This is a genomic window from Pseudogulbenkiania sp. AW2-16 (assembly GCF_056824575.1).
The window spans coordinates 1804733-1829993 of record NZ_CP157668.1; the positions used below are offsets into that span (position 1 = coordinate 1804733).

Below are 25261 nucleotides of genomic sequence, written 5' to 3' on the forward strand. Positions count from 1 at the left end.
ACAGGAGCCGTCATGGCCAACGTACAAGCTTCTCCCGTTGCGACCGCCGCCGACGATGTGGCGCTGTCGTACCCCTCGCCATTGAAAGAATTCTGGCAGGGCTTCTCCCATAACAAGGGCGCCGTGGCCGGGCTGGTGTTCATGCTCGCGATCACGCTCAGCGCGCTCTTGGCGCCCTGGCTCGCGCCGTACAACCCGATCGAACAGTATCGCGACGCCATCCTCGCGCCGCCGGTCTGGATGGATGGCGGGTCCAGCCGCTTCCTGTTCGGCACCGACGAACTGGGACGCGACCTGCTGTCGCGGCTGATCCACGGCGCGCGCCTGTCGCTGCTGATCGGCCTGACTTCGGTGGTGATGGCGATGGTGCCCGGGGTGATCCTCGGCCTGATCGCCGCCTTCTTCCCCAAAGTGCTGGGCAGCCTGATCATGCGCCTGATGGACATCATGATGGCGCTGCCGGCGCTGCTGCTGGCGGTGGCCATTGTCGCCATCCTCGGCCCGGGCCTGATCAACACCATGATCGCCATCGCCATCGTGGCGCTGCCGGCCTACGTGCGCCTCACCCGCGCCTCGGCGATGACCGAACTCAACCGCGACTACGTTACCGCCTCGCGCGTGGCCGGTGCCGGCCTGGTCCGGCTGATGTTCGTCTGCGTGCTACCCAACTGCATGGCGCCACTGATCGTGCACGCCACCATGAGCTTCTCTTCGGCCATTCTCGAAGCCGCCGCGCTGGGCTTCCTCGGTCTCGGCGTGCAGCCGCCGACCCCGGAGTGGGGCACCATGCTGGCCTCGGCGCGCGACTACATCGAACGCGCCTGGTGGGTGGTGACCCTGCCGGGCCTCACCATCCTGCTGTCGGTCCTGGCCATCAACCTGATGGGCGACGGCCTGCGCGATGCGCTCGACCCGAAACTGAAGCGCGCCGCGTAAGGGGAAATACATGAGTCTGTTGCAAATCAAGAACCTCTCGGTCGAGTTCGGTTCGGACAAGAACCCCTTCCGCGCCGTGGAAGGGCTGGATCTCACCGTCGATCAGGGCGAGATCGTGGGCATCGTCGGCGAATCCGGTTCCGGCAAGTCGGTGACGATGATGGCGATGATGGGCCTCCTGGAAGGGCAGGGCCGCATCGTCGCCGACCAGCTGCAGTTCGACGGCAAGAACCTGCTCACCATCAGCGCGCGCGCGCGGCGCAAGATCGTCGGCAAGGACATCTCGATGATCTTCCAGGACCCGATGACGGCGCTCAACCCGAGCTTCACCGTCGGCTACCAGATCATGGAGGTGCTCAAGCTGCATCAGGGGCTGCGCGGGGCGGCGCTGAAGGCGCGTGCGCTGGAACTGATGGAAATGGTGGAAATCCCGGCGGCGGCGAGCCGTCTTTCCGCCTACCCGCACCAGCTCTCCGGCGGCATGAGCCAGCGCGTGGCCATCGCCATGGCCATCGCCTGCAATCCCAAGCTGCTGATCGCCGACGAGCCGACCACCGCGCTCGACGTCACCATCCAGGCGCAGATCATGGAGCTGCTGGTCAGCCTGCAGCAAAGCCAGAACATGGCGCTGATCCTCATCACCCACGACCTGGCCGTGGTGGCCGAGGTGGCGCAGCGTCTGGCGGTGATGTACGCCGGCCAGGTGGCGGAAATGGGCCAGGTGCCGGACATTTTCCGTCACCCCTCCCATCCGTATACCGAAGCGCTGCTGAAGTCGATCCCGGAACACAGCAAGGGCGCGCACCGCCTCTCCACGCTGCCGGGCATCGTGCCGGGCCAGTACGACCGGCCGTCGGGCTGTCTGCTGTCGCCGCGCTGCCCGTACGTGCAGGAGCGTTGCCGTGCCGAGCGGCCGGCGTTGACCCCGCTGCCTCAGGGCGCCGTGCGTTGCCATTTTCCGCTGTATGACAAGGAGTCCCGATGACTACCGTTCTCGAAGCGCGGGAGCTGACCCGCTATTACGACGTGTCGCAGGGCTTCCTCAAACCCGCCGCCACCGTCAAGGCGCTCAACGGCGTCTCGTTCTCGCTCCAGGCGGGCAAGACGCTGGCCGTAGTGGGCGAGTCCGGCTGCGGCAAGTCCACGCTGGCGCGCCAGCTGACCCTGATCGAGCCGCCGACCTCCGGTTCGCTGCTGCTCGACGGCGTCGATGCCGCCAAGGCCGACCGTGCCACCCTGAAAACCATGCGCACCCGGGTGCAGATGGTGTTCCAGAACCCGTACGCCTCGCTCAACCCGCGCCAGAAAATCGGCGACCAGTTGGCCGAACCGTTGCTGATCAATACCGCGTTGTCGGCGGCCGAGCGCCAGGCCAAGGTGCGCGCCATGATGGCCAAGGTCGGCCTGCGCCCGGAGCACTATTACCGCTACCCGCACATGTTCTCCGGCGGCCAGCGCCAGCGTATCGCCATCGCCCGCGCGATGATGCTCAACCCCAGGATCGTCATCGCCGACGAGCCGACCTCGGCGCTCGACGTGTCGATCCAGGCGCAGGTGCTCAACCTGTTCATGGACCTGCAGGACGAGTTCAAGACTGCCTACGTGTTCGTCTCGCACAACCTCGCCGTGGTCGAGCACGTCGCCGACGACGTGATGGTGATGTACCTCGGGCGCGCGGTGGAAAGCGGCAGCAAGGAGCAGATCTACTCGCGGCCGCTGCACCCGTACACCCAGGCGCTGTTGTCGGCCACGCCGTCGATCCGCCCGGAAGATCGGCACGCCAAGATCAAGATCGTCGGCGAGCTGCCGAGCCCACTCAATCCGCCGACCGGCTGCGCCTTCCACAAGCGCTGTCCGCACGCCGTCGAACGCTGCCGCAGCGAGGTGCCGCCATTGCGCCCGGTGGAAGGTCATCTGGTGGCGTGTCATCGCGCGGAGGAAATCAACGTTTGATAGACTGAAACCAGCGCCCGGCCTGAAACCCCGCTTGAGGCGGGGTTTTTTGCTATGCAGCAAAAATAACTTTACCTTGCCCGTTTTGCAGGATAGATTCGACCATGGTGCAGACGATTAAAACAGGAAAGCGCAAATTGAAGCGAGCCGTGTACGCCGGGAGTTTCGACCCGGTCACCAATGGACATCTGTGGATCATTCGCAAGGCCGTCGAGCTGTTTGACGAAGTGATCGTCGCCATTGGCGTCAATCCGGACAAGCACTGCAGCTTCAGTGTCGAAGAACGCCTCGAGATGCTGCTGGCCGTCACGCAGGAATTTCCCAATCTGCGCGTCGAAGTCTTCGAGAACCAGTTTCTGGTCAATTACGCTCAGTCGGTCGGCGCGAACTACATCATCCGCGGCATCCGTACCGCCAGCGACTACGAGTACGAGCGCACCATGCGCTACATCAATACCGACCTGCACCCGGACATCACCACCATCTTCCTGCTGCCGCCGCGTGAATACGCCGAAGTCTCCTCCACCATGGTCAAGGGACTGGTCGGGCCGCAAGGCTGGGAACTGGTCATCCGCCAATACCTGCCGGAACCGGTCTGTCTCAAGCTGGTGGAAATGCACCACAAGCCATAACGAGTCATAATATCTCCCGCTCGGCCATCCGCCTGGCCGAAACACCCCGCGCGTCAGAGTCCGAAACTGGCGCGTTTTGCTTTTTTGATGGACTCCGGCTCCAGGCCGGTCAGAAGAAGGATAGCGCCATGGTGGATGTGACACCGTTCGCCAATCGACTCGGCAAGAATTTCAAGCATTACGCCAAATGGGCTCGCCGCCATGGCATCGAAGCCTGGCGCGCTTATGACCGCGACGTGCCGCAGTTCCCGCTGGCGGTGGACATCTACGGCCAGCGTGTCCACGTGCAGGAATACGATACCGGCTGGGAAATGGACGACAGCGAGCGCGAAGTCTGGCTCGACGCCTGCTTGGACGCCATCCGGCAGGTCACCGGCGTGACGCGTGAGCACATCGCGCTCAAGACCCGTCGTCGTCAAAAGGGTGAAAGCCAGTACGAAAAGCTCGGCGAGTTGGGCGACGACTTCATAATCGAAGAGTTCGGCCAACGTTTCATCGTCAATCTCGAGGCCTATCTCGACACTGGCCTGTTCATCGACCATCGCAACACCCGCAAGCGTGTGCGTGAAGAAGCCGCCGGTAAGCGTTTCCTCAACCTGTTCGCCTACACCGGCAGCTTCACCGTCTACGCCGGTGCCGGCGGTGCGATCAGTTCGGAAACGGTCGACCTGTCCAATACCTACCTGGACTGGTCACGCCGCAACTTCGAACTCAACGGCCTGGATCTCAACCGTCACCAGCTCGTGCGTGCCGACGTGTTCCAGTACCTCGACGACGCCATCTACCAGCGCAAACAGTTCGACCTTATCGTCATGGACCCGCCGACCTTCTCCAACTCCAAGAAGATGCTCGACATCCTCGACGTCCAGCGCGACCACGTGCGGCTGATCGACGATGCCATGGCGCTGCTCGCGCCGGGGGGTACGCTGTACTTCTCCAACAACCTGCGCTCGTTCGCACTCGATCCACGGCTGGCCGAGAGTTACGACGTGCGCGATATCAGCGCCCAGTCGGTACCGGAAGACTTCCGCAATAAGAAAATCCACGTCTGTTATCGACTGCAGCACCGTGCATGAGCGGTCCACTGATGTAGAAAAGCAGGGTTGGCTTCGGCCAACCCTTTTTGTTTTCGGATGGGTTTCGCTTGTGTATCAATAGTTTGCGGCCTTCGTGCCGATTTTCCGTGATTTTTCTGCAAAAAGGCGTTGACGGGGTGGGGGTCGGGGCGTATAGTTCGCCTCCTCAGCTGACGCAGCGACGGAAACGACGCAGTCAGCCCCGCTCTTTAACAAACAGAATAACCGATAGGTGTGAGTGCTCGGCAAAGCCGACACTTGCACTGCAAGACAGGAAATACCTGATATTTCTTTGATCTTGCGTGCCAAAAATTGCTATGAGATTGAACTGAAGAGTTTGATCCTGGCTCAGATTGAACGCTGGCGGCATGCTTTACACATGCAAGTCGAACGGTAACAGGGGCTTCGGCCCGCTGACGAGTGGCGAACGGGTGAGTAATGCGTCGGAACGCACCGAGTAATGGGGGATAACGCAGCGAAAGCTGTGCTAATACCGCATACGCTCCGAGGAGGAAAGCAGGGGATCGTAAGACCTTGCGTTATTCGAGCGGCCGACGTCTGATTAGCTAGTTGGTGGGGTAAAGGCCCACCAAGGCGACGATCAGTAGCGGGTCTGAGAGGATGATCCGCCACACTGGGACTGAGACACGGCCCAGACTCCTACGGGAGGCAGCAGTGGGGAATTTTGGACAATGGGCGCAAGCCTGATCCAGCCATGCCGCGTGTCTGAAGAAGGCCTTCGGGTTGTAAAGGACTTTTGTCCGGGAGCAAATGCCGGTGGCTAATATCCACTGGAGCTGAGAGTACCGGAAGAATAAGCACCGGCTAACTACGTGCCAGCAGCCGCGGTAATACGTAGGGTGCAAGCGTTAATCGGAATTACTGGGCGTAAAGCGTGCGCAGGCGGTTGTGTAAGTCTGATGTGAAAGCCCCGGGCTCAACCTGGGAACGGCATTGGAGACTGCACAGCTAGAGTGCGTCAGAGGGGGGTAGAATTCCACGTGTAGCAGTGAAATGCGTAGAGATGTGGAGGAATACCGATGGCGAAGGCAGCCCCCTGGGATGACACTGACGCTCATGCACGAAAGCGTGGGGAGCAAACAGGATTAGATACCCTGGTAGTCCACGCCCTAAACGATGTCAATTAGCTGTTGGGGGTTTGAATCCTTGGTAGCGTAGCTAACGCGTGAAATTGACCGCCTGGGGAGTACGGCCGCAAGGTTAAAACTCAAAGGAATTGACGGGGACCCGCACAAGCGGTGGATGATGTGGATTAATTCGATGCAACGCGAAAAACCTTACCTGCTCTTGACATGTCCGGAACCTCGCAGAGACGCGAGGGTGCCCGAAAGGGAGCCGGAACACAGGTGCTGCATGGCTGTCGTCAGCTCGTGTCGTGAGATGTTGGGTTAAGTCCCGCAACGAGCGCAACCCTTGTCATTAGTTGCCATCATTTAGTTGGGCACTCTAATGAGACTGCCGGTGACAAACCGGAGGAAGGTGGGGATGACGTCAAGTCCTCATGGCCCTTATGAGCAGGGCTTCACACGTCATACAATGGTCGGTACAGAGGGTCGCCAAGCCGCGAGGTGGAGCCAATCTCATAAAACCGATCGTAGTCCGGATCGCACTCTGCAACTCGAGTGCGTGAAGTCGGAATCGCTAGTAATCGCAGATCAGCATGCTGCGGTGAATACGTTCCCGGGTCTTGTACACACCGCCCGTCACACCATGGGAGTGGGGGATACCAGAAGTGGCTAGGATAACCTTCGGGAGTCCGGTTACCACGGTATGCTTCATGACTGGGGTGAAGTCGTAACAAGGTAGCCGTAGGGGAACCTGCGGCTGGATCACCTCCTTTCTAGAGAAGGGCCGAGTCGAGTACTCACAGCCTATCGGTTATTCGCGTTAAGGGCATAGTTGGTTTGCGAAAGCGGATCGACGAAGGCAACTGGGTTTGTAGCTCAGCTGGTTAGAGCACCGTCTTGATAAGGCGGGGGTCGTTGGTTCGAGTCCAACCAGACCCACCATTTGACCTGTTGGGGGATTAGCTCAGTTGGGAGAGCACCTGCTTTGCAAGCAGGGGGTCGTCGGTTCGATCCCGTCATCCTCCACCACTCGACAGTGCAAACAAAAACGAACTCGATGAGTTTGGTTCTGTTTGCGTTGTTCGCGTGCCGCGCAAGCGGCTCAGCAAAAACGCCCGATCTTTAACAAACTGAAGAAGCCGAATTAACAAGACGGCGAGAAATGAGATGAAGTTAACTCTTCATCGAGTGACTTGCTGACTTTGGGTAATTTGATTGTATCTGTGCCATGTCGCCATATCAAAAGGGGCGGTGTGGTACGTCGCACAAACATTCACTGTCGTGGACGTGCTTGAGAGAACCGCAAGGGACTCCCAGGTCACTGAAATGATAGGGTCAAGCGACTAAGTGCATCTGGTGGATGCCTTGGCGATCACAGGCGATGAAGGACGTGTAAGCCTGCGAAAAGCTTCGGGGAGCTGGCAATAGAGCGATGATCCGGAGATATCCGAATGGGGAAACCCACCTAGCAATAGGTACTCCTTGCTGAACACATAGGCAAGGTAGAGCGAACGCGGAGAACTGAAACATCTAAGTACCCGCAGGAATAGAAATCAACCGAGATTCCGTCAGTAGTGGCGAGCGAACGCGGAACAGCCTGTACGTGTTATGGATTGTGTTAGTGGAAGGCCCTGGAAATGGCCGCCATAGTGGGTGATAGCCCCGTACACGAAAACGCATTCCAAGGACTAGGCGTACGAGAAGTAGGGCGGGACACGCGAAATCCTGTCTGAAGATGGGGGGACCATCCTCCAAGGCTAAATACTCGTGATCGACCGATAGTGAACCAGTACCGTGAGGGAAAGGCGAAAAGAACCCCGGGAGGGGAGTGAAATAGAACCTGAAACCGGATGCATACAAACAGTGGGAGCCTCGCAAGGGGTGACTGCGTACCTTTTGTATAATGGGTCAGCGACTTACGTTCAGTAGCGAGCTTAACCGAATAGGGGAGGCGTAGGGAAACCGAGTCCGAATAGGGCGCTTTAGTTGCTGGGCGTAGACCCGAAACCGAGTGATCTATCCATGGCCAGGATGAAGGTGCGGTAACACGCACTGGAGGTCCGAACCCACTAGTGTTGCAAAACTAGGGGATGAGCTGTGGATAGGGGTGAAAGGCTAAACAAACTCGGAGATAGCTGGTTCTCCCCGAAAACTATTTAGGTAGTGCCTCATGTATCACTTCCGGGGGTAAAGCACTGTTATGGCTAGGGGGTCATTGCGATTTACCAAACCATGGCAAACTCTGAATACCGGAAAGTGCGAGCATGGGAGACAGACGGTGGGTGCTAACGTCCATCGTCAAGAGGGAAACAACCCAGACCGCCGGCTAAGGTCCCAAATGATCAGTTAAGTGGTAAACGAAGTGGGAAGGCCTAGACAGCCAGGATGTTGGCTTAGAAGCAGCCATCATTTAAAGAAAGCGTAATAGCTCACTGGTCGAGTCGTCCTGCGCGGAAGATGTAACGGGGCTCAAACTGATAACCGAAGCCGCGGATTTGCACGTAGGTGCAGATGGTAGGGGAGCGTTCTGTAGGTCTGTGAAGGTGTGTCGTAAGGCATGCTGGAGATATCAGAAGTGCGAATGCTGACATGAGTAGCGATAAAGCGGGTGAAAAGCCCGCTCGCCGAAAGCCCAAGGTTTCCTACGCAACGTTCATCGGCGTAGGGTGAGTCGGCCCCTAAGGCGAGGCTGAAAAGCGTAGTCGATGGGAAACGGGTCAATATTCCCGTACTTTCGTATAGTGCGATGTGGGGACGGAGAAGGTTAGGTCAGCCAGGTGTTGGATGCCCTGGTTCAAGCCGGTAGGTGGAAGGAGTAGGCAAATCCGCTCCTTTGTTAACACCGAGACGTGATAACGAGGTTCTACGGAACCGAAGTGACTGATACCACGCTTCCAGGAAAAGCCACTAAGCTTCAGCTATACGAGAACCGTACCGCAAACCGACACAGGTGGGCAGGATGAAAATTCTAAGGCGCTTGAGAGAACTCAGGAGAAGGAACTCGGCAAATTGATACCGTAACTTCGGGAGAAGGTATGCCTCTTAAGGTGTAGGACCTCGCGTTCGAAGCCTCGAGAGGTCGCAGAGAATCGGTGGCTGCGACTGTTTATCAAAAACACAGCACTGTGCCAACACGAAAGTGGACGTATACGGTGTGACGCCTGCCCGGTGCCGGAAGGTTAAGTGATGGGGTGCAAGCTCTTGATCGAAGCCCCGGTAAACGGCGGCCGTAACTATAACGGTCCTAAGGTAGCGAAATTCCTTGTCGGGTAAGTTCCGACCCGCACGAATGGCGTAACGATGGCCACACTGTCTCCTCCTGAGACTCAGCGAAGTTGAAATGTTTGTGAAGATGCAATCTCCCCGCTGCTAGACGGAAAGACCCCGTGAACCTTTACTGTAGCTTTGCATTGGACTTTGAACAGACTTGTGTAGGATAGGTGGGAGGCTATGAAACCAGGACGCTAGTTCTGGTGGAGCCGTCCTTGAAATACCACCCTGGTGTGTTTGAGGTTCTAACCTTGGTCCGTGATCCGGATCGGGGACAGTGCATGGTAGGCAGTTTGACTGGGGCGGTCTCCTCCCAAAGTGTAACGGAGGAGTTCGAAGGTCACCTAGGTACGGTCGGAAATCGTGCTGATAGTGCAATGGCATAAGGTGGCTTAACTGCGAGACCGACAAGTCGAGCAGGTGCGAAAGCAGGACATAGTGATCCGGTGGTTCTGAATGGAAGGGCCATCGCTCAACGGATAAAAGGTACTCCGGGGATAACAGGCTGATTCCGCCCAAGAGTTCACATCGACGGCGGAGTTTGGCACCTCGATGTCGGCTCATCACATCCTGGGGCTGTAGCCGGTCCCAAGGGTATGGCTGTTCGCCATTTAAAGTGGTACGTGAGCTGGGTTCAAAACGTCGTGAGACAGTTTGGTCCCTATCTGCAGTGGGCGTTGGAAGTTTGACGGGGGCTGCTCCTAGTACGAGAGGACCGGAGTGGACGAACCTCTGGTGTACCGGTTGTCACGCCAGTGGCATTGCCGGGTAGCTAAGTTCGGAAGAGATAACCGCTGAAAGCATCTAAGCGGGAAACTCGCCTGAAGATGAGACTTCCCTGAGGGCTTGACCCTCCTGAAGAGTCGTTCGAGACCAGGACGTTGATAGGTCGGGTGTGGAAGCGCTGTGAGGCGTGAAGCTAACCGATACTAATTGCTCGTGAGGCTTGATCCTATCATTTGAGTGGCTTGGGCCACGCGGTGAATAGAGTGTGCGACGTACAATCGATTACCCAATTCGAAATGGAAGCTGAGAGGCTTCCAGGCTTCTTCCAGTTTGTTGACAGTTTATGTCTGGCGGCCTTAGCGAGGTGGTCCCACCCCTTCCCATCCCGAACAGGACCGTGAAACGCCTTAGCGCCGATGATAGTGCGGCATTGCCGTGTGAAAGTAGGACACCGCCAGACTCCCCTCAAGAAAGCCCAGCTCATCCGAGCTGGGCTTTGTGCTTTGCGCCGGCAGAATGCATCCTCCACCGCGTCCACCTTCCCCCTCTCCGCAGACGGCAAGAAAAAGGCCGGATTACCGGCCTTGGTGCTGCCATGCCAGCCCGAAGGTTACTTCTGGGTCTTGATTTCCTGCCACAGACGGGTAGTCAGGCGCTGCAATTTCGGATCCATCGGCAGCATTACGAAACTGTGCTGAATGTCTTGAGGAGTCGGGAAAATCGACGGGTTGCTGAGGTTTTCCTTCTTGATGAACTTGCGTGCCGCCAGGCTGCCCGGTGCATAGTTCACGGTGTTGGCGTTGGCAGCCGCTACCTTGGCGCTCATGTTGTAGTCGATGAACTTGTAGGCGCTGTCGACGTTCTTGGCATCTTTCGGGATGACCATGCTATCGACCCAGATGGCGACGCCTTCTTTCGGTACCAGCGGGGTAATCTTGACCTTGTTCTTGGCTTCTTCGGCACGCACGCGGGCGATATTGAGGTCGCCACCGTAGCCGTAGACCAGGCACAGGTTGCCGCCGGCCAGTTCATTGATGTAGCCGGAGGAGGAGAAGCGGGTGATGTAGGGGCGGATGGTTTTCAGCAGGGCTGCGGCTTCCTTGTAGTCGGCCTCATTCTTGCTGGCGGGGTCCTTGCCGAGGTATTTCAGCACCATCGGGAACACTTCGCCCGGCGAGTCCAGCACGCTGACGCCGCAGGATTTGAGCTTGGAAACGTTTTCCTTCTTGAACAGGATGTCCCACTGTTTTTCCGGGAGTTTGCCGCCCAGTGCCTTGGTGACCTTGTCGGTGTTGATGCCGATGGTGTTGACCCCCCAGAAGTAGGGCACCGCGTACTTGTTGTCCGGGTCGAACTTGGTCATGAGCTTGAGCAGTTCAGGGTCCAGCTCTTTGTAATTGCTCAGCTTGGATTTGTCGATCGGTTGGTAGATGCCGGCCTGAATCTGCTTGGCGAGGAATTGGTTGGTGGGAACTACGATGTCGTAACCCGACTTGCCGGTGAGCATCTTGGCCTGAAGGATTTCGTTACTGTCATAGACGTCGTAGCGCACCTTGATGCCGGTCTGCTTCTGGAAATTGGGAATGGTGTCTTCGGCGATGTAGTCGGACCAGTTGTAGACGTTCAGCACGCTGCTGGCGGCATGGCTGGCCGAGGCGGCCGTAGCCAGAGCACTGGCAACAAGAATGACAGCCTTACGTTTCATAGGAAACTCCTTCGACGGGGGTTACGATCTTGAGTCAAGTAGGCACGAGCCGACACCCGGATTGCCGTGTCGGTAAAACGCTTGTATAGATCAACGCTTCATCATAGTTCAGCTGATCAGCAGTCTGTCATTTAACCTGCTCTGCCGGGCACGGGCAAGACCTTTGTCTCGGGCCGGGCACGGATTGGACGAGGGCGTCGGACGTGTTCACCGCTTGGGTCGACGGAGCGCGCGCCACTCCTTGTCAGCTAGGGTGGAGCCCTCTTTGGACGGAAGGCCGAATGGCATGGGTTGACGAAATGTGCAAAAATTCGACTAACTAGACGAATTGCAGGTTTCTCCATGCTGGACCGGGACGGATACCGCCCCAATGTCGGAATCATCCTCATCAACGCCCGTAACGAGGTGTTCTGGGGCAAGCGCGTGCGCGAGCACTCGTGGCAGTTTCCGCAAGGGGGCATCAAGCCTGGTGAGAGTCCGGAAGCGGCGATGTACCGTGAGCTGCTCGAAGAGGTCGGCCTCTTGCCACAACATGTCAAAATTCTCGGCCGTACGCGCGACTGGCTGCGCTACGACGTTCCGACCAACTGGGTGCGGCGCGAATGGCGCGGTAGCTACAAGGGCCAGAAGCAGATCTGGTTTTTGCTGAAGCTGGTCGGTCGCGATTGTGATGTTTGCCTGAGGGCGACCAACCACCCCGAGTTCGACGGCTGGCGCTGGAACGATTATTGGGCGCCGGTTGATCTGGTGATCGAGTTCAAACGCGATGTCTACCAGCGTGCCCTGGGTGAGTTGTCCCGCTTTCTGCGGGGGATGGAAAGCTACGAGGCCTACCTGCAGCGCCGCCATTCGGCACCGGAAAAGACCGACGAGAGCTGATGCGCATGCCGATAACCACGGCTCTTCCTCGTCCCTGGTTGCCTTTCGGGCTGGTGGGCGTGGTCGTGCTGTGGTCGGCGTTAGGTGCGCATGATGCGGCGACCTGGTGGCTGGAGGCGATTCCGGCCGTGCTGGGCTTGCCGCTGGTCTGGCGGCTGTGGCCGCGTTTTGCCTGGAGCCCGCTGGCGGTATGGGCTATGTCACTGCACGCCATTGTGTTGCTGGTAGGAGCGCACTATACCTATGCGCTTACCCCGCTCGGCTTCTGGCTGCAGGAGCTGTTCGATTTTTCCCGTAATCATTATGACCGCATCGGCCACCTGGCCCAGGGGTTTTTCCCGGCCATACTGGCGCGAGAGGTGCTGCGCCGGCAGACTCCGCTGCAGGGGGGCTGGCTGACATTTATGGTGGTGTGCTTCTGCATGGCGCTGTCCGCCTGTTACGAGCTGGTGGAGTGGTGGACCGCGCTGGCCATCGGCGCCGCCGCCGATGCCTTCCTGGCGACGCAGGGCGATCCATGGGATACCCAGTGGGACATGTTCCTGGCGCTGTGCGGTGCTCTCGTTTCCCAATTGTTTTTTGCCCGCGTTCACGAACGCCAGATCGGCCGACTGAGCGCGTTAACCATTGACACGCTATGACTCAACAGTACGACGAATCCTCGGTCCGGGTCCTCAAGGGACTGGAGCCGGTGAAGGAGCGTCCGGGCATGTATACCCGGACGACCGACCCGACCCACATCTGCCAGGAAGTGATCGACAACGCCGCCGACGAGGCCTTGGGCGGCTTCGCGCGCAAGATCGCGGTGACACTGCACCAGGACGGCTCGCTGTCCGTGGAGGACGACGGGCGCGGTATCCCCGTGGGCCTGCATCCACAGGAAGGGGTGCCGGTAGTGGAACTGGTGTTCACCCGGCTGCATGCGGGTGGCAAGTTCAACAAGAAGGATGGCGGCGCCTACGCGTTTTCCGGCGGCTTGCACGGTGTTGGCGTGTCGGTGACCAATGCGCTGTCGACGCGGCTCGAGGTCGAGGTCAAGCGTGAGGGCGGGGTGTACCGCATGGCGTTCGCCGGCGGTGACGTGATCGAGCCGCTGGCTCGCGTTGGCGATTGCGGTGCCCGTACCAGCGGCACGCGGGTACGGGTATGGCCGGATGGGAAGTATTTCGAGAGTCCGCGCTATTCGCTGCCCGAGCTGGAGCGGCTGTTGCGTGCCAAGGCGGTGCTGCTGCCCGGAGTGGCAGTGACCTTGACCATCGAGCGCCCGAGCGGCGACGAGGTCAAGGTGTGGCAGTATCCGCAGGGACTGAAGAGTTATCTGGCTGAGCTGTGCAACGGTGACGAACCGGTGGCTCCGCTGTTCTCCGGCGAGGCCTATATCGGCGACGACCACGAGCAGTTCGCCAAGGGCGAGGGGGTGCAGTGGGCACTGGCCTGGTTCGAGGACGGTGCCGGCGGCGAGAGCTACGTCAACCTGATCCCGACCCCGTCTGGGGGGACGCACGAGGCGGGCCTGCGCGCCGGGGTATTCGACGCGGTGAAGAGCTTCGTCGATCACCACAACCTGCTGCCGCGCGGCGTCAAGCTGATGGCCGAGGATGTATGGAGCCGGGTGCGTTTCGTGCTGTCGGCACGCGTGCTCGATCCGCAGTTCCAGGGGCAGACCAAGGAGAAGCTGACCAGCCGCGATGCGCTGAAGCTGATCTCGGGCACGGCTCGCGACCCGGTGGAATTGTGGCTGAACCAGCACGTCGAAGCCGGCAAGAAGATCGCCGAGCTGGCGATCCGCCAGGCGCAGTCGCGTCTGAAGTCGGTGAAGAAGGTCGAGAAGAAGAAGGGCTCCGGCGTGGCGGTGTTGCCGGGCAAGCTGACCGACTGCGAGAGCGAGGACATCGAGCGCAACGAGCTGTTCCTGGTCGAGGGCGATTCGGCCGGCGGTTCGGCCAAGCTGGCGCGCGACAAGGAATACCAGGCCATTCTGCCGTTGCGCGGCAAGGTGCTCAACAGCTGGGAGACCGACCGCGATCAGCTGTTCTCCAACGCCGAGATTCATGACATCTCGGTGGCGATCGGCGTCGACCCGCATGCGCCGGGCGAGAAGGCCGACTTGTCGGGGCTGCGCTACGGCAAGATCGCCATCCTGTCGGACGCCGACGTCGACGGTTCACACATCCAGGTGCTGTTGCTGACGCTGTTCTATCGTCACTTCTCGGCGCTCTTGGCCAACGGCCATATCTGTATCGCGCAGCCGCCCCTGTTCCGCGTCGACGTGCCGGGGCAGGGCAAGCACCGTCCCCCGAAGAAGCTGTACGCGCTGGACGAGGGCGAGCTGGAGGCCATCCTCGACCGCCTGCGCAGCGAAGGCGTGCGCGAGAACGCCTGGAGCATCAGCCGCTTCAAGGGGTTGGGCGAGATGAACCCGGAGCAGCTCAAGGACACCACCATGCACCCGGACACGCGCCGCCTGACCCAGGTGCGGGTGCGGCCCGAGGCCGAGGCCGATACGCGCCGCATGTTCACCATGCTGATGGGCAAGGGCGAGGCGGCGAGCCGGCGCGGCTGGATGGAGGCCAAGGGCAACGAGGTCGAGGCGGATATCTAAGCCCGGCGCTGGTCGGCAGGATCGGCAAGACGCGAGTTGGCCGCCAGCTTGGTAACGGGCTGGCGGCCAACGCCGTTTGGGCGGCCGGAATGACCGGGCACGTAGGCCCGGCCGCTCTGCAGGCCTGCGCTGCGGTGCCGATGGGGGGGCGCCGCTCGGCTCATTCGCTGCCGGTGGCCTCTTCTTCCAGCCAGGCACAAAAGGCCGACACCAGTTCGTCTCCCACCAGGCTTTGCGGCACCACCCAGCAATAGCCCTTGACCACCACTTCCGGTCCCGGCAGCGGGGCCACCAGTTTGCCGGAGGCGAGTTCTTCCTCGATCACCGGCAGTGGACCGAGCGTGACGCCGAGACCGTCGATGGCGGCCTGCAGTGCCAGGTAGTAGTGGTCGAAATGCTGGGTGGCGGCGGGCTGCAGGGCCGGTGCCCCGGCGGCGGCGAGCCAGCGTTCCCAGGCTACCGGCCGGGTTTCCGAGTGCAGTAGTGTGTGCTGGGCGAGGTCGGCCACGCTGGCGATGGGGTGGCGTGCGAGCAGTGCCGGGCTGCACACCGGCAGTTCACGCTCGGCAAGAAAGGCATGGGCGACGAAGCCGCGCCAGTGCTCCTGACTGCGGCGGATGGCGATGTCGAAGTCGGCGTTCTGGTTGTTGATGGCGGCGTCGGAGGTGGCTAGGCGCAGTTCGACGCCAGGGTAGCGCAGCTGGAAGCGGGTGAGGCGCGGCAGCAGCCAGTGCATGGCGAGCGTCGGCGTGACGTTGATCTGGAGGCGGCGGCCCTGGCGGCGCGCGGTGAGGGCCTCGGTGGCGCCGGCAATGCCGTCGAACGCCGTCTGCAGCGCCGGCAGATAGGCCTGGCCGGCGGCGTTGAGCGTGACGCGGCGGCCGCGCCGCTCGAACAGGGTGAAACCGAGCCAGTCTTCGAGTTGCTGCACCTGGCGGCTGATGGCGCCGTGGGTCACATGCAGGGCTTCGGCGGCGGCGCTGAAGCTGCCGAGACGAGCGGCGGATTCGAAGGCTCTGAGGGCGTTGAGCGGGGGTAGGCGGCGGGACATGCAGTTGAGTTTATCTCACCAGCGTCGCCATAAAAACTCGTTTGTGCCGTGCCGGCCGCAGGGGTAGCCTTGCGCCATGGATACCACTCTGCATACCCCCCGCCGGCAGGAGTTGTTTGCCGGTTTCTTTTCTGTCGGGCTGTCCGGCTTCGGCGGCGTGCTGCCGCTGGCGCATCGCATGCTGGTGATGCAGCGACGTTGGCTGTCCGATGCCGAATTCACCGAGGTGCTGGGGCTGGGACAGGTGCTGCCCGGGCCCAATATCGTCAACGTGGCGGTGGCGGTCGGCTCGCGCTTTCACGGTGTCAGCGGTGCGCTGGCGGCGGTGGGCGGGCTGATGCTGGCGCCCTTGGTGATCGTGCTGTCGCTCGCCACGCTGTATGGGCATTACCAGTCCGTGCCGGCCTTGCGCGGGGTGCTGGCGGGCCTGGCGTCGGCGGGGGCCGGGCTGGTGGTGGCGATGGGACTGAGGTTGGCCGAAAAGCTGGAGCGCCGCGGCTGGTGCCTGGCGATCGCGCTGCTCACCCTGGTCGCGGTCGGGCTATGGCGCCTGCCGCTCTTGGCGGTGCTGTTGGTGCTGGCACCGCTGGCGATCGCGCTGGCGTGGCGGACAAGGGAGCGGCGGTCATGAGCGTGCTGCTGTCGCTGCTGGGGACGTTCTCGCTGTTTTCGCTGATGGCGGTGGGGGGCGCGAATGCGCTGCTGCCGGAAATCCACCGTTACGTGGTGGAGTCGAATGGCTGGATGACCGGAACGGAGTTCGCCGCCCTGTTCGCCATCGCCCAGGCAGCGCCCGGGCCCAATGTGCTGGTGGTCAGCCTGATCGGCTGGAAGGTGGCGGGCGTCCCGGGGGCGCTGGTGAGCACGCTGGGCATGTGCGGGCCGTCGTCGCTGCTGAGTTTCTACGTGGCGCGGTTGTGGCAGCGATTTCGTACCTCGCCGTGGCGCCGGGTGATCGAACGCGGTCTGGCGCCGGTGACGATCGGCCTGGTGCTGGGCAGCGCCTGGCTGTTGAGCCGTTCCGCCAATGATAGCTGGGCTTCCTGGTTGCTGTGCGGGGCGAGCGCCACGGCGGCGTGGAAGAGCCGGCTCAATCCGTTGTGGCTGTTGGGCGCGGGGGCCTTGCTGGGCTGGCTGGGGCTGGTATGAAATCGGGCTCGATGGCTACGAGCCGGCAGAGATGAAGGCGGGGTATAATGAAAAGCGAAACCAATCACTGCCATTCATCATGACCACGCTCAAGAACGATACTTTCCTGCGGGCCCTGCTCAAGGAGCCCGTTGAATACACCCCGATCTGGATGATGCGCCAGGCCGGCCGCTACCTGCCGGAGTACCGCGCCACGCGCGCGCGCGCCGGCAGCTTCATGGGCTTGTGCACCAGCCCGGAGTTCGCCACCGAGGTGACGCTGCAGCCGCTGGAGCGTTTCCCGCTGGATGCCGCCATCCTGTTCTCCGACATCCTCACCGTGCCGGATGCGATGGGGCTGGGACTCTACTTCGCCGAGGGCGAGGGGCCCAAGTTCCAGCACCCGCTGCGTGACGAGGCCGCCATCAAGGCGCTTTCCGTGGCGCCGATGGAGAAGTTGCAATACGTGTTCGACGCCGTGGCCAGCATCCGCAAGGCGCTGGACGGCCGGGTGCCGCTGATCGGCTTCTCCGGCAGTCCGTTCACGCTGGCCTGCTACATGATCGAAGGCGGTGGCTCGGACGACTTCCGCAACGTCAAGGCGATGCTGTACAGCCGCCCGGAACTGCTGCATCACATCCTCGACATCAACGCGCGTACCGTCACCGACTACCTCAACGCCCAGATCGATGCCGGGGCGCAGGCGGTGCAGATCTTCGATACCTGGGGCGGAGCGCTGACCCACGCGGCCTACAAGACTTTCTCGCTGGCCTACATGCAGAAGATCATCGCCGGCCTCAAGCGCGAGGCGGACGGACGGCGGGTGCCGGTGATCGTGTTCACCAAGGGCGGCGGTCAGTGGCTGGAAGACATCGCCACGATCGGTGCTGACGCCATCGGGCTCGACTGGACCACCGACATCGCCGATGCCCGTCGCCGTGTCGGCGCCGAGGTGGCGCTGCAGGGCAACCTCGACCCCAACGTGCTGTTTGCCAGCCCGGAGGGCATCGAGAAGGAAGTCAGCCGCATCCTGTCCTCCTACGGCCAGGGCAGCGGCCACGTGTTCAACCTGGGCCACGGCATTTCCCAGTTCGTGAACCCCGATCACGCCGCGGTGCTGGTCGAGGCGGTGCATCGGTTGTCGGTTCCCTACCATTACCACGGTTGAGACGTTGTCATAGCCAACCGGGGGTATATATGCCCATGCGGCCATTGGTTTTCCAGTGGCCGTTTTACTTTGCGGGTTTTTGCTGTCAAGGGATTGACAGGGTTTCCAACAGTTGTTCCATGACTTATGCACACCGGCGTGGCCCGCGAATGAGACGTGAGCCGGGTTTGACCCAGCTTGGAGCAAAGTAATTAAGTCGTTGAATTAATTGATAAATATAATTTGATTAATTTTTGTGCAACCTGACTGCAATGGCCTGTATCAGCCATTCGGCATCGCCGCAAGGCAGTTGTGCACAAAGTTATCCACAGCTTCTGTGGGCAGGTGGCTTAAAGCCTTGCCTGGACAGGGTTTGCGCGGGGGAGCGAATGATGGCGGAGGAGTACGCGGTTCAGGTGGCCGTGGACGTGCCCCTTTTTGGAACGTTCAGCTACTTGACCCATCTGCCGTTGCGCGCGGGACAGCGGGTCAGGGTGCCGTTCGGTCCGCGCCGGGTGTGTGGCTTCATTACCAACGATATACCTGCCGAGGGTATCGAGACCGGACGCCTGAAACGGGTCGAGGAACTGTTCGACGAGTTGCCGCCGCTGCCGGCCACGCTGCTCGCGATGGTGCGTTTCGCCGCCGACTATTACCACCATCCCATCGGCCAGGCCCTGTTTACCGCGCTTCCGGGGGCGCTGCGCACCGACCGCGCGGTACGGCTCGAGGACGAGCGCCTGTGGCAGCTGACCGGGGCAGGGTTGGCCGAAGAACCCCCGGCACGGCAAAAGGCGCGCCGGGCGCTGTGGCAGGCCCTGCAGGACGGCCCGCTGACCAACGCGGCGGTGCGTGGCGTCAGCGCCCAGGCCGGGCGCATCCTGGCCGACTGGCTGCAGCAGGGCTGGGCTGAACGCGTGGCGCCGGAAGCGCCGCCGTTGCGCGTCGCCCCGGCGCCGAGCCTGAACGACGAACAGCAGCGGGCGCTGGAGGCCCTGTCGGAAACGCGTGACGACTTCGCTCCCTACGTGCTGCATGGCATTACCGGCAGCGGCAAGACCGAAGTCTACCTGCGGCTGATCGAGCGGGTGCTGGCGGCCGGGCGCCAGGTGCTGTTGCTGGTGCCGGAAATCAACCTGACGCCGCAGCTGATCGAGCGCTTCACCGGGCGCTTTCCCGCCACGCGGGTGGTGATGCTGCACAGCCATCTGGCCGACGGCGAGCGCCTCAAGGGCTGGGTCGACGCCTGGCAAGGGCGCGCCGGCATCGTCATCGGTACCCGGCTGGCGGTGTTCACGCCGCTGCCGCGGTTGGGGCTGATCGTGGTCGACGAGGAGCACGACGGCTCGTTCAAGCAGCAGGACGGCCTGCGCTACCACGCCCGCGACCTGGCGGTGTGGCGCGCGCGTCAGGAGCGGGTGCCGATCGTGCTGGGCAGCGCCACGCCCAGCCTGGAGACCATGGCCAACGTCGCGGCCGGACGTTACCGGCGCCTGACCCTGAGCCGGCGCGCCCACGACGCGGCGCGGCTGCCGACGATCCGGCTGGTGGACACGCGCCGGATCAAGCTGGTGGAAGGGTTGGCCGAAGTGGTGATCGCGGCGCTCAAGGCGCGCGTGGCGCGCGGCGAGATGAGTCTGGTGTTCATCAACCGGCGCGGCTTCGCCCCGGTGGTCGCCTGCACCGACTGCGGCTGGCTGTCGGGTTGCCCACGCTGTTCGGCCAAGCTGGTGGTGCATCTCGCCGAGCGCAAGATGCGCTGCCACCACTGCGGCTGGGAGGAAGCGGTGCCGCCGGTCTGCCCCGACTGCGGCAACGTCGACCTCAAGCCGCTGGGGCAGGGCACGCAGCGCCTGGAGGCGGCGCTGGCGCGGCTGCTGCCGGAAGCGCGCCTGCTGCGCATCGACCGCGACACCACGCGCCACAAGGCGGCCTGGGACGAGGTCTACCGCAAGGTGCACGCCGGCGAGGTGGACGTGCTGGTGGGCACGCAGATGCTGGCGAAGGGGCACGACTTCGGCGCGCTGTCGCTGGTCACGGTGCTGAACGCCGACGGCGGGCTGTACTCCGCCGACTACCGCGCCGCCGAGCGCCTGTTCGCCCAGCTCATGCAGGTGGCCGGCCGCGCCGGCCGCGCCGAGGCGCCGGGCGAGGTGCTGGTGCAGACGCAATGGCCGGAGCACCCGCTGTACCAGGCGCTGCTGCGCCACGACTTCGACGGCTACGCCCAGACCCTGCTCGAGGAGCGGCGCATGGCGGGCTTCCCGCCGGCGGTGTACCAGGCCCTGCTGCGTGCCGACGCCTACGAAATCGCCACGGCCACCGCCTTCCTGACCGCGCTGCGCGTCGAGGCCGAGCCGCACGCCGACGGCGTGCTGGTATCCGGCCCGGCGCCGGCGCTGATGGTGCGTCTCGCCAACCGCGAGCGCGCCCAACTGGTGTTCGAGAGCGGCAGCCGCGCCGCGCTGCACGCCCTGCTCGAACGACTCGTCCCGTTGGCCGAACGGCTGGCCAAGGCGCACGGCCGAGCCTTGCGCTGGTCGCTCGACGTCGACCCGCAGGAGATGTGATGAAACGATTACGCGCCGTGGCGCTGCTGATGCTGGCCTACTGGACGCTGCCGGCCTGCGCGCTGGAACTGTACGGCATCCCGGCCGACGACATCGCGCTGTGGGCGGCGCCGGTGGAAGGAAAAGGTGTCTTTGAGGCGTACCGCGCCGAGCAGCCGGTCAACCCGGCTTCCACCATGAAGCTGCTGACCGGCTGGAGCGCGCTGACCCGGCTCACGCCCGACTACCGCTGGCACAGCGAGCTGGTGTCGGCGGCGCCATTGCGGCACGGCGTGCTGCAGGGCGATCTGTACTGGATCGGCTCAGGCGACCCGCGCTTTGCCAACCGTGACCTGCAGGGCATGCTGCGCACCTTGCGCGCGCGCGGCATCGAGCGCATCCAGGGCCGGCTGCTGCTCGACAAGCGAGCCTTCAGCCGCATCGGCAGCGCCAGCGATTTCGGTGGCGATGTCGGGCGCGTATTCATGGTCGATCCCGACACCCACCTCACCGGGCTCAAGGTGGCCTGGCTGCGCTTCTTCAACGACGGCAACGGCGCCCGCGTCACGCTCGATCCGCCGCTGGCCGGGGTGCGCCTGAGCAGCGCCCTGAGCGACGGCGGCGAGGGCCCTTGCGACGACGTGCGGCGGAGCGTCAGCATTCAGGTCGAGAACGAGCAGGTCAGCGTCAGCGGTGCCTTGCCAAGAAGCTGCGACGGGGCGCAGAGCTACGTCAACGTGCTCGACCACGACCAGTACGCCGCCCAGGCCTTCGCCGCGCTGTGGCGCGAGCTGGGCGGGCGCGGACCGGCGGCCAGCGGCCGTGGCACGGCGCCGTCTGGGGCGCGTGTGCTGGCCAGCCATGACTCCGACCCCTTGCCGGCCGCCTTGGCCGACATCAACAAGTACAGCAACAACACCATGGCGCGCGCGCTCTTCCTGACGCTGGGGCGGGTGGCCGGCGGCAGCGGCGACACCGTGGCCGACGCCGAGCGCGCCGTGCGGGAAACGTTGGCCGAAGCCGGCATTCCCGCCGCACCGCTGGCGCTGGAGAACGGCGCCGGGCTGTCGCGCCAGGAACGCGTCTCGGCCAGGCTGCTGGGTGAAGTGCTAAGGAGCGCGGCGCGTGGTCCCTACGCCGGCGAGTTCCTGGCCAGCCTGCCGATCGCCGCGGCGGACGGCACGCTGAAGAAGCGCTTTGCCAACCTGGGACCGCGCCTGCGGCTGAAGACCGGCACGCTCGACGGCGTACGCGCCCTGGCCGGTTACTGGCAGGCGGTCGACGGCCGCCGGCTTGCCATCGTCGCCATCGTCAACAGCCCGCGCGCCGCCGAACTGGTGCCGGCGCTGGACCGGGTGGTGAGTGACCTGGTGACGCGTTTTGATCCCGCCGCCGGCGTGCCGCCGGAGTATAATTTGCCGGTACCTCCAAGCCTTCCTGTGGAACCCCGATGAAACCCGTAACCATGTACACCACCGCCGTCTGCCCCTACTGCATCCGTGCCAAGCAACTGCTGGCACGCAAGGGCGTGGCCGGCATCACCGAAATCCGCGTCGACCTGGAACCGGCCGAGCGCGAGAAGATGATGAGCCGCACCGGCCGCCGCACCGTGCCGCAGATCTACATCGGCGACAGCCACGTCGGCGGCTTCGACGATCTGGCGGCGCTCGAGCACGCCGGCAAGCTCGACGTGCTGCTGGCGGACTGACGGTGGCTCCAGCCGCGCTTTCATGCGATGATGCCGGCTGATTTTCCCCTTATTTGATTCCACCCCATGGCGGGTGTCAGGCGAGATTGAACATGAGCGAACAACAAGACGTGCAACCGGTTTTCTCCATCGAAAAGATCTACGTTAAGGACCTGTCCCTCGAAGTGCCGAACGCCCCGCAGGTGTTCCTCGAGCAGGCCCAGCCGGACATCGACATGCAGCTCGCCTCGGAAGGCAAGCTGATCGAAGACGGCTTCTACGAGTGCACGCTGACCGTCACCGTGACCGCCAAGCTGCCGGAAAAGACCATGTTCCTGGCCGAAGTGGCGCAAGCCGGCATCTTCCAGATCCGCGACGTGCCGGCCGATGACATCGAGCCGATCCTCGGCGTGGCCTGCCCGAACATCCTGTTCCCGTATGCGCGCGAAACCGTGTCCAGCCTGGTGAACCGCGCCGGCTTCCCGCCGGTGCTGCTGTCGCCGATCAACTTCGAGTCGCTGTACATGCAGCAGCGCGCCCAGTTGGCCGAAGCCGGCAACGCCTGATCCGTATGAAGAAGTCCCTCGTCGTCTCGCTGCTGTTGGCCGCCGGGCTTGCCGCCCCGCTGGCCAAGGCACTGGAGTTCCGCTCCGTCAAGGAGACCGGCGTGGCGCTGTACGAAGCGCCGGCGCTGAATGCGAAGAAGCTGTTCGTGGTCAGCCGCTACTACCCGGTCGAAGTGCTGACGAGCCAGAAGGAGTGGTCGCGCGTGCGCGACGCCACCGGCGGCATCGCCTGGATTCCGGCGGCGGCCTTGTCCACGCAGCGCATGCTGCTGGTGGTGGTCGACAAGAGCGAAGTGCGCGCCGAGGCCGACGCCGCCTCGCCGTTGCGCTTCAGCGTGCCGCGCGACGGCGTGCTCGAACTGCTCGAGCCGCCCCAGGCCGGCTGGGTCAAGGTGCGCCATCGCGACGGCAGCGAAGGCTACGCCCGCATCACCGACCTCTGGGGCCTGTAAACGGGAGATCGCATGAAACTGGCTGTGCTGGGAGCGGGTGCCTGGGGCACCGCTTTGGCGATCGCCTACGCGCGCCATCACCATGTCACCCTGTGGGCGCGCGACGCCGACCAGGTGGCCCAGATGGCGGCGGAGCGTCTCAATACCCGCTATTTGCCGGGCTGCCCTCTGCCCGACGAGCTGGCCTTGAGCGCCGAGCTGTCGCATGCCGTTGACGGCGCCGACCTGATCCTGATCGTCACGCCGATGGCCGGGCTGCGCCCGACCCTGCGCGCGCTGACCGCCCTGTCTTCCGGGTTGCCGCCGCTATTGTGGGCCTGCAAGGGCTTCGAGGTGGGCTCCAGCCTGCTGCCGCACCAGGTGGTGGCGGAGGAGCTGCCGCCCGGCGTGCCGTGCGGGGTGCTGTCCGGCCCGAGCTTCGCGCGCGAGGTGGCGATGGGGCTGCCGGCCGCGCTCGCCGTGGCCTCGGACGACTACGCCTTCGCCAAGCGCATGGCGCGGACGCTCAACAGCCCGCGGCTGCGGCTCTACGCCAACGACGACCTGGTCGGCGTCGAGGTGGGGGCGGCGGTGAAGAACGTCATGGCGATCGCCACCGGCGTCGCCGACGGCCTGCAGTTCGGCATGAACGCCCGCGCCGCGCTGATCACCCGTGGCCTGGCCGAGATCACCCGGCTGGCGCTGGCGCTGGGAGGCAGCCAGCAGAGCATGATGGGTTTGGCCGGCATGGGGGATCTGATCCTTACCTGCACCGGCGCGCTGTCGCGCAACCGTCAGGTCGGCCTCAAGCTGGCCGAAGGCAAGTCGTTGGAGCAGATCCTGCAGGAACTGGGCCACGTTGCCGAAGGGGTGCCGACCGCACGCGAGGTGCTGACCATGGCCGAGCGGCTCGAGGTCGACATGCCGATCACTGCCGCGGTGTGCGGCCTGCTCTATCACGGCAGCGATCCGCACAAGGTGGTGGAGGAACTGCTGGGACGCGAGCCGAAGTCGGAATCCGGCGAGCGCCTGGACTGAAAGCTCGCCACGCGGGCAGCAAGCCACCCTAGGGTGGCTTTTTGTTTGTCAGGTGCAACCCGCCTCAGCGCCCTTCGATGGTCTTGGCGATACCGGCGAAGTCAAATAGGTCTTCGGTGCCGCGCAGGCGTTCGGCGTAGATCACCTGATCCCGCGAATCGGTCAGGATCAGCGACGGGGCGGTGTAGCCCGCCAGCGGATAATCGGCGATCAGCACACCGTAGAACTTGTGAAAATCGCGCCCGCGCAGCGTCGAGAGCAGCGTCACCCCGGGCAGGCCGTGCTCGCGGCGCGCGCGACGCAGGGTCGAGGGCGAATCCACCGAGATCACAAACAGCCGCAGGCCGGGCCATTGCTCCAGAAAGCGCCGCGTCTCCTGCAGCAGTTCGATCCCGCCGTATTCCTGCTCGTCGAGCGACAGCAAGGTGATGATCGCCTTGGGCGAGCCATGGAATTGCTCGAGTGAGACGTCGTTCAGGTTTTCGTCGACCAGCATGAAACTGTGCAGCGGATTGCCGACCTGGGGAAAGTCGCCAAGTACCTGCAAGGCGTCGTCACGGTGCTGCAGTGTAAACATGTTCATGTCCTGTTTTCTCCTGCGTTATCTACTCATGGTGGACGAGATCGGGCAGAAAACAAGCGGAAATCAGGGTGGGAAACGAAAAAGCCGCCAGATGGCGGCTTGTCGGAGAGGCATGGAACACAGCACCGATGGCAGTGGGTGAGCGAGCCAAAGCAGCTTGAGTGCCGCCAGCGTTCAGAAACCGGACTGTATACCGAGTACAGGAAAATTCCGC

20 protein-coding genes, 2 tRNA genes and 3 rRNA genes are annotated in these 25261 nt (G+C 62.8%); 22 read left to right on the plus strand and 3 right to left on the minus strand.

Annotated features, from left to right (window positions below):
• The first annotated feature begins 12 nt into the window (after positions 1-12).
• The 10 genes from ABKF58_RS08750 (at position 13) to rrf (ending at position 10141) form a co-directional block, all read left to right on the plus strand.
• Positions 13-936, plus strand: coding sequence for an ABC transporter permease subunit (locus ABKF58_RS08750; protein WP_008952573.1), 924 nt, complete (start codon positions 13-15; stop codon positions 934-936).
• 10 nt (positions 937-946) lie between these two features.
• Positions 947-1921: an ABC transporter ATP-binding protein gene (locus ABKF58_RS08755; RefSeq protein WP_294867943.1), complete on the plus strand. Its 975-nt coding sequence runs from the start codon at positions 947-949 to the stop codon at positions 1919-1921.
• Complete coding sequence (locus ABKF58_RS08760; RefSeq protein ID WP_482584155.1) at positions 1918-2889, plus strand: peptide ABC transporter ATP-binding protein; 972 nt, start codon at positions 1918-1920, stop codon at positions 2887-2889. Before ABKF58_RS08755 ends, ABKF58_RS08760 begins: the two co-directional genes overlap by 4 nt.
• A 104-nt stretch (positions 2890-2993) precedes the next feature.
• On the plus strand, positions 2994-3521 hold the full coding sequence (coaD, locus tag ABKF58_RS08765; RefSeq protein WP_014088282.1) for a pantetheine-phosphate adenylyltransferase: 528 nt from the start codon (positions 2994-2996) through the stop codon (positions 3519-3521).
• Positions 3522-3649: 128 nt separating this feature from the next.
• Positions 3650-4597 carry a class I SAM-dependent methyltransferase gene (locus ABKF58_RS08770; protein ID WP_482584156.1) on the plus strand — a complete coding sequence of 316 codons (948 nt, stop codon included), beginning with the start codon at positions 3650-3652 and terminating at the stop codon, positions 4595-4597.
• 325 nt (positions 4598-4922) lie between these two features.
• Positions 4923-6458 (plus strand): 16S ribosomal RNA (locus tag ABKF58_RS08775).
• Positions 6459-6550: 92 nt separating this feature from the next.
• Positions 6551-6627: transfer RNA gene (locus tag ABKF58_RS08780), tRNA-Ile, on the plus strand.
• An 11-nt stretch (positions 6628-6638) separates the two neighbouring features.
• Positions 6639-6714, plus strand: a tRNA-Ala gene (locus tag ABKF58_RS08785).
• 304 nt (positions 6715-7018) lie between these two features.
• A 23S ribosomal RNA gene (locus ABKF58_RS08790) occupies positions 7019-9909 on the plus strand.
• Positions 9910-10027: 118 nt separating this feature from the next.
• Positions 10028-10141: ribosomal RNA gene (rrf, locus tag ABKF58_RS08795) — 5S ribosomal RNA — on the plus strand.
• Together the 16S, 23S and 5S rRNA genes with 2 tRNA genes alongside form the textbook arrangement of a ribosomal RNA operon.
• A 150-nt stretch (positions 10142-10291) precedes the next feature.
• Here rrf and ABKF58_RS08800 read toward each other — a convergent pair.
• Positions 10292-11386 (minus strand): polyamine ABC transporter substrate-binding protein, encoded by a 1095-nt coding sequence (locus ABKF58_RS08800; protein WP_482584157.1) that lies wholly within the window; start codon positions 11384-11386, stop codon positions 10292-10294.
• 342 nt (positions 11387-11728) lie between these two features.
• On the opposite strand from ABKF58_RS08800, the gene ABKF58_RS08805 reads away from it, so the two are divergent.
• From ABKF58_RS08805 to parE, 3 genes are read left to right on the plus strand one after another with little or no spacing between them, the layout of a single operon-like run.
• Positions 11729-12265, plus strand: a complete 537-nt coding sequence (locus ABKF58_RS08805) for an RNA pyrophosphohydrolase (RefSeq protein WP_014088279.1) — start codon at positions 11729-11731, stop codon at positions 12263-12265.
• Positions 12265-12906: a DUF2238 domain-containing protein gene (locus tag ABKF58_RS08810; protein ID WP_482584158.1), complete on the plus strand. Its 642-nt coding sequence runs from the start codon at positions 12265-12267 to the stop codon at positions 12904-12906. The genes ABKF58_RS08805 and ABKF58_RS08810 overlap by 1 nt, the downstream gene beginning before the upstream one ends.
• Positions 12903-14867 carry a DNA topoisomerase IV subunit B gene (parE, locus tag ABKF58_RS08815; protein ID WP_482584159.1) on the plus strand — a complete coding sequence of 655 codons (1965 nt, stop codon included), beginning with the start codon at positions 12903-12905 and terminating at the stop codon, positions 14865-14867. Before ABKF58_RS08810 ends, parE begins: the two co-directional genes overlap by 4 nt.
• Before the next feature lie 160 nt (positions 14868-15027).
• On the opposite strand, the gene gcvA is transcribed toward parE, so the two are convergent.
• Positions 15028-15918, minus strand: a complete 891-nt coding sequence (gene gcvA / locus ABKF58_RS08820; RefSeq protein ID WP_014088276.1) for a transcriptional regulator GcvA — start codon at positions 15916-15918, stop codon at positions 15028-15030.
• 76 nt (positions 15919-15994) lie between these two features.
• On the opposite strand from gcvA, the gene ABKF58_RS08825 reads away from it, so the two are divergent.
• From ABKF58_RS08825 to ABKF58_RS08865, 9 genes are all read left to right on the plus strand, one after another.
• The gene (locus tag ABKF58_RS08825; protein ID WP_014088275.1) at positions 15995-16549 is read left to right on the plus strand and encodes a chromate transporter; all 555 of its coding nucleotides are present in this window, start codon (positions 15995-15997) and stop codon (positions 16547-16549) included.
• A complete protein-coding gene (locus ABKF58_RS08830; RefSeq protein WP_482584160.1) occupies positions 16546-17067 on the plus strand; it encodes a chromate transporter in 522 nt (173 codons plus the stop codon). The genes ABKF58_RS08825 and ABKF58_RS08830 overlap by 4 nt, the downstream gene beginning before the upstream one ends.
• Positions 17068-17146: 79 nt before the next feature.
• Entirely contained in the window at positions 17147-18214 is a 1068-nt protein-coding gene (gene hemE / locus ABKF58_RS08835) for a uroporphyrinogen decarboxylase (protein ID WP_482584161.1), read from the plus strand.
• A 371-nt stretch (positions 18215-18585) separates the two neighbouring features.
• Complete coding sequence (locus ABKF58_RS08840; protein ID WP_482584348.1) at positions 18586-20763, plus strand: primosomal protein N'; 2178 nt, start codon at positions 18586-18588, stop codon at positions 20761-20763.
• On the plus strand, positions 20763-22196 hold the full coding sequence (gene dacB, locus ABKF58_RS08845; RefSeq protein WP_482584162.1) for a D-alanyl-D-alanine carboxypeptidase/D-alanyl-D-alanine endopeptidase: 1434 nt from the start codon (positions 20763-20765) through the stop codon (positions 22194-22196). The genes ABKF58_RS08840 and dacB overlap by 1 nt, the downstream gene beginning before the upstream one ends.
• A complete protein-coding gene (gene grxC, locus ABKF58_RS08850) occupies positions 22193-22450 on the plus strand; it encodes a glutaredoxin 3 (RefSeq protein ID WP_008954847.1) in 258 nt (85 codons plus the stop codon). The genes dacB and grxC overlap by 4 nt, the downstream gene beginning before the upstream one ends.
• Positions 22451-22542: 92 nt before the next feature.
• A complete protein-coding gene (secB, locus tag ABKF58_RS08855) occupies positions 22543-22995 on the plus strand; it encodes a protein-export chaperone SecB (protein WP_482584163.1) in 453 nt (150 codons plus the stop codon).
• 5 nt (positions 22996-23000) lie between these two features.
• A complete protein-coding gene (locus tag ABKF58_RS08860) occupies positions 23001-23447 on the plus strand; it encodes an SH3 domain-containing protein (protein ID WP_482584164.1) in 447 nt (148 codons plus the stop codon).
• A gap of 12 nt (positions 23448-23459) precedes the next feature.
• On the plus strand, positions 23460-24464 hold the full coding sequence (locus ABKF58_RS08865; protein ID WP_014088268.1) for an NAD(P)H-dependent glycerol-3-phosphate dehydrogenase: 1005 nt from the start codon (positions 23460-23462) through the stop codon (positions 24462-24464).
• 64 nt (positions 24465-24528) lie between these two features.
• On the opposite strand, the gene ABKF58_RS08870 is transcribed toward ABKF58_RS08865, so the two are convergent.
• Entirely contained in the window at positions 24529-25047 is a 519-nt protein-coding gene (locus ABKF58_RS08870; protein ID WP_008954851.1) for a redoxin domain-containing protein, read from the minus strand.
• Positions 25048-25261: the final 214 nt, after the last annotated feature.

What these genes read in the sequence shown, in the direction of transcription:
- ABKF58_RS08750 (WP_008952573.1), top strand. Translation starts at nt 13, where the DNA reads ATGGCCAACGTACAAGCTTCTCCCGTTGCGACCGCCGCCGACGATGTG.
- ABKF58_RS08755 (WP_294867943.1), top strand. Translation starts at nt 947, where the DNA reads ATGAGTCTGTTGCAAATCAAGAACCTCTCGGTCGAGTTCGGTTCGGAC.
- ABKF58_RS08760 (WP_482584155.1), top strand. Translation starts at nt 1,918, where the DNA reads ATGACTACCGTTCTCGAAGCGCGGGAGCTGACCCGCTATTACGACGTG.
- coaD (WP_014088282.1), top strand. Translation starts at nt 2,994, where the DNA reads ATGGTGCAGACGATTAAAACAGGAAAGCGCAAATTGAAGCGAGCCGTG.
- ABKF58_RS08770 (WP_482584156.1), top strand. Translation starts at nt 3,650, where the DNA reads ATGGTGGATGTGACACCGTTCGCCAATCGACTCGGCAAGAATTTCAAG.
- ABKF58_RS08800 (WP_482584157.1), bottom strand. Translation starts at nt 11,386, where the DNA reads ATGAAACGTAAGGCTGTCATTCTTGTTGCCAGTGCTCTGGCTACGGCC.
- ABKF58_RS08805 (WP_014088279.1), top strand. Translation starts at nt 11,729, where the DNA reads ATGCTGGACCGGGACGGATACCGCCCCAATGTCGGAATCATCCTCATC.
- ABKF58_RS08810 (WP_482584158.1), top strand. Translation starts at nt 12,265, where the DNA reads ATGCGCATGCCGATAACCACGGCTCTTCCTCGTCCCTGGTTGCCTTTC.
- parE (WP_482584159.1), top strand. Translation starts at nt 12,903, where the DNA reads ATGACTCAACAGTACGACGAATCCTCGGTCCGGGTCCTCAAGGGACTG.
- gcvA (WP_014088276.1), bottom strand. Translation starts at nt 15,918, where the DNA reads ATGTCCCGCCGCCTACCCCCGCTCAACGCCCTCAGAGCCTTCGAATCC.
- ABKF58_RS08825 (WP_014088275.1), top strand. Translation starts at nt 15,995, where the DNA reads ATGGATACCACTCTGCATACCCCCCGCCGGCAGGAGTTGTTTGCCGGT.
- ABKF58_RS08830 (WP_482584160.1), top strand. Translation starts at nt 16,546, where the DNA reads ATGAGCGTGCTGCTGTCGCTGCTGGGGACGTTCTCGCTGTTTTCGCTG.
- hemE (WP_482584161.1), top strand. Translation starts at nt 17,147, where the DNA reads ATGACCACGCTCAAGAACGATACTTTCCTGCGGGCCCTGCTCAAGGAG.
- ABKF58_RS08840 (WP_482584348.1), top strand. Translation starts at nt 18,586, where the DNA reads ATGGCGGAGGAGTACGCGGTTCAGGTGGCCGTGGACGTGCCCCTTTTT.
- dacB (WP_482584162.1), top strand. Translation starts at nt 20,763, where the DNA reads ATGAAACGATTACGCGCCGTGGCGCTGCTGATGCTGGCCTACTGGACG.
- grxC (WP_008954847.1), top strand. Translation starts at nt 22,193, where the DNA reads ATGAAACCCGTAACCATGTACACCACCGCCGTCTGCCCCTACTGCATC.
- secB (WP_482584163.1), top strand. Translation starts at nt 22,543, where the DNA reads ATGAGCGAACAACAAGACGTGCAACCGGTTTTCTCCATCGAAAAGATC.
- ABKF58_RS08860 (WP_482584164.1), top strand. Translation starts at nt 23,001, where the DNA reads ATGAAGAAGTCCCTCGTCGTCTCGCTGCTGTTGGCCGCCGGGCTTGCC.
- ABKF58_RS08865 (WP_014088268.1), top strand. Translation starts at nt 23,460, where the DNA reads ATGAAACTGGCTGTGCTGGGAGCGGGTGCCTGGGGCACCGCTTTGGCG.
- ABKF58_RS08870 (WP_008954851.1), bottom strand. Translation starts at nt 25,047, where the DNA reads ATGAACATGTTTACACTGCAGCACCGTGACGACGCCTTGCAGGTACTT.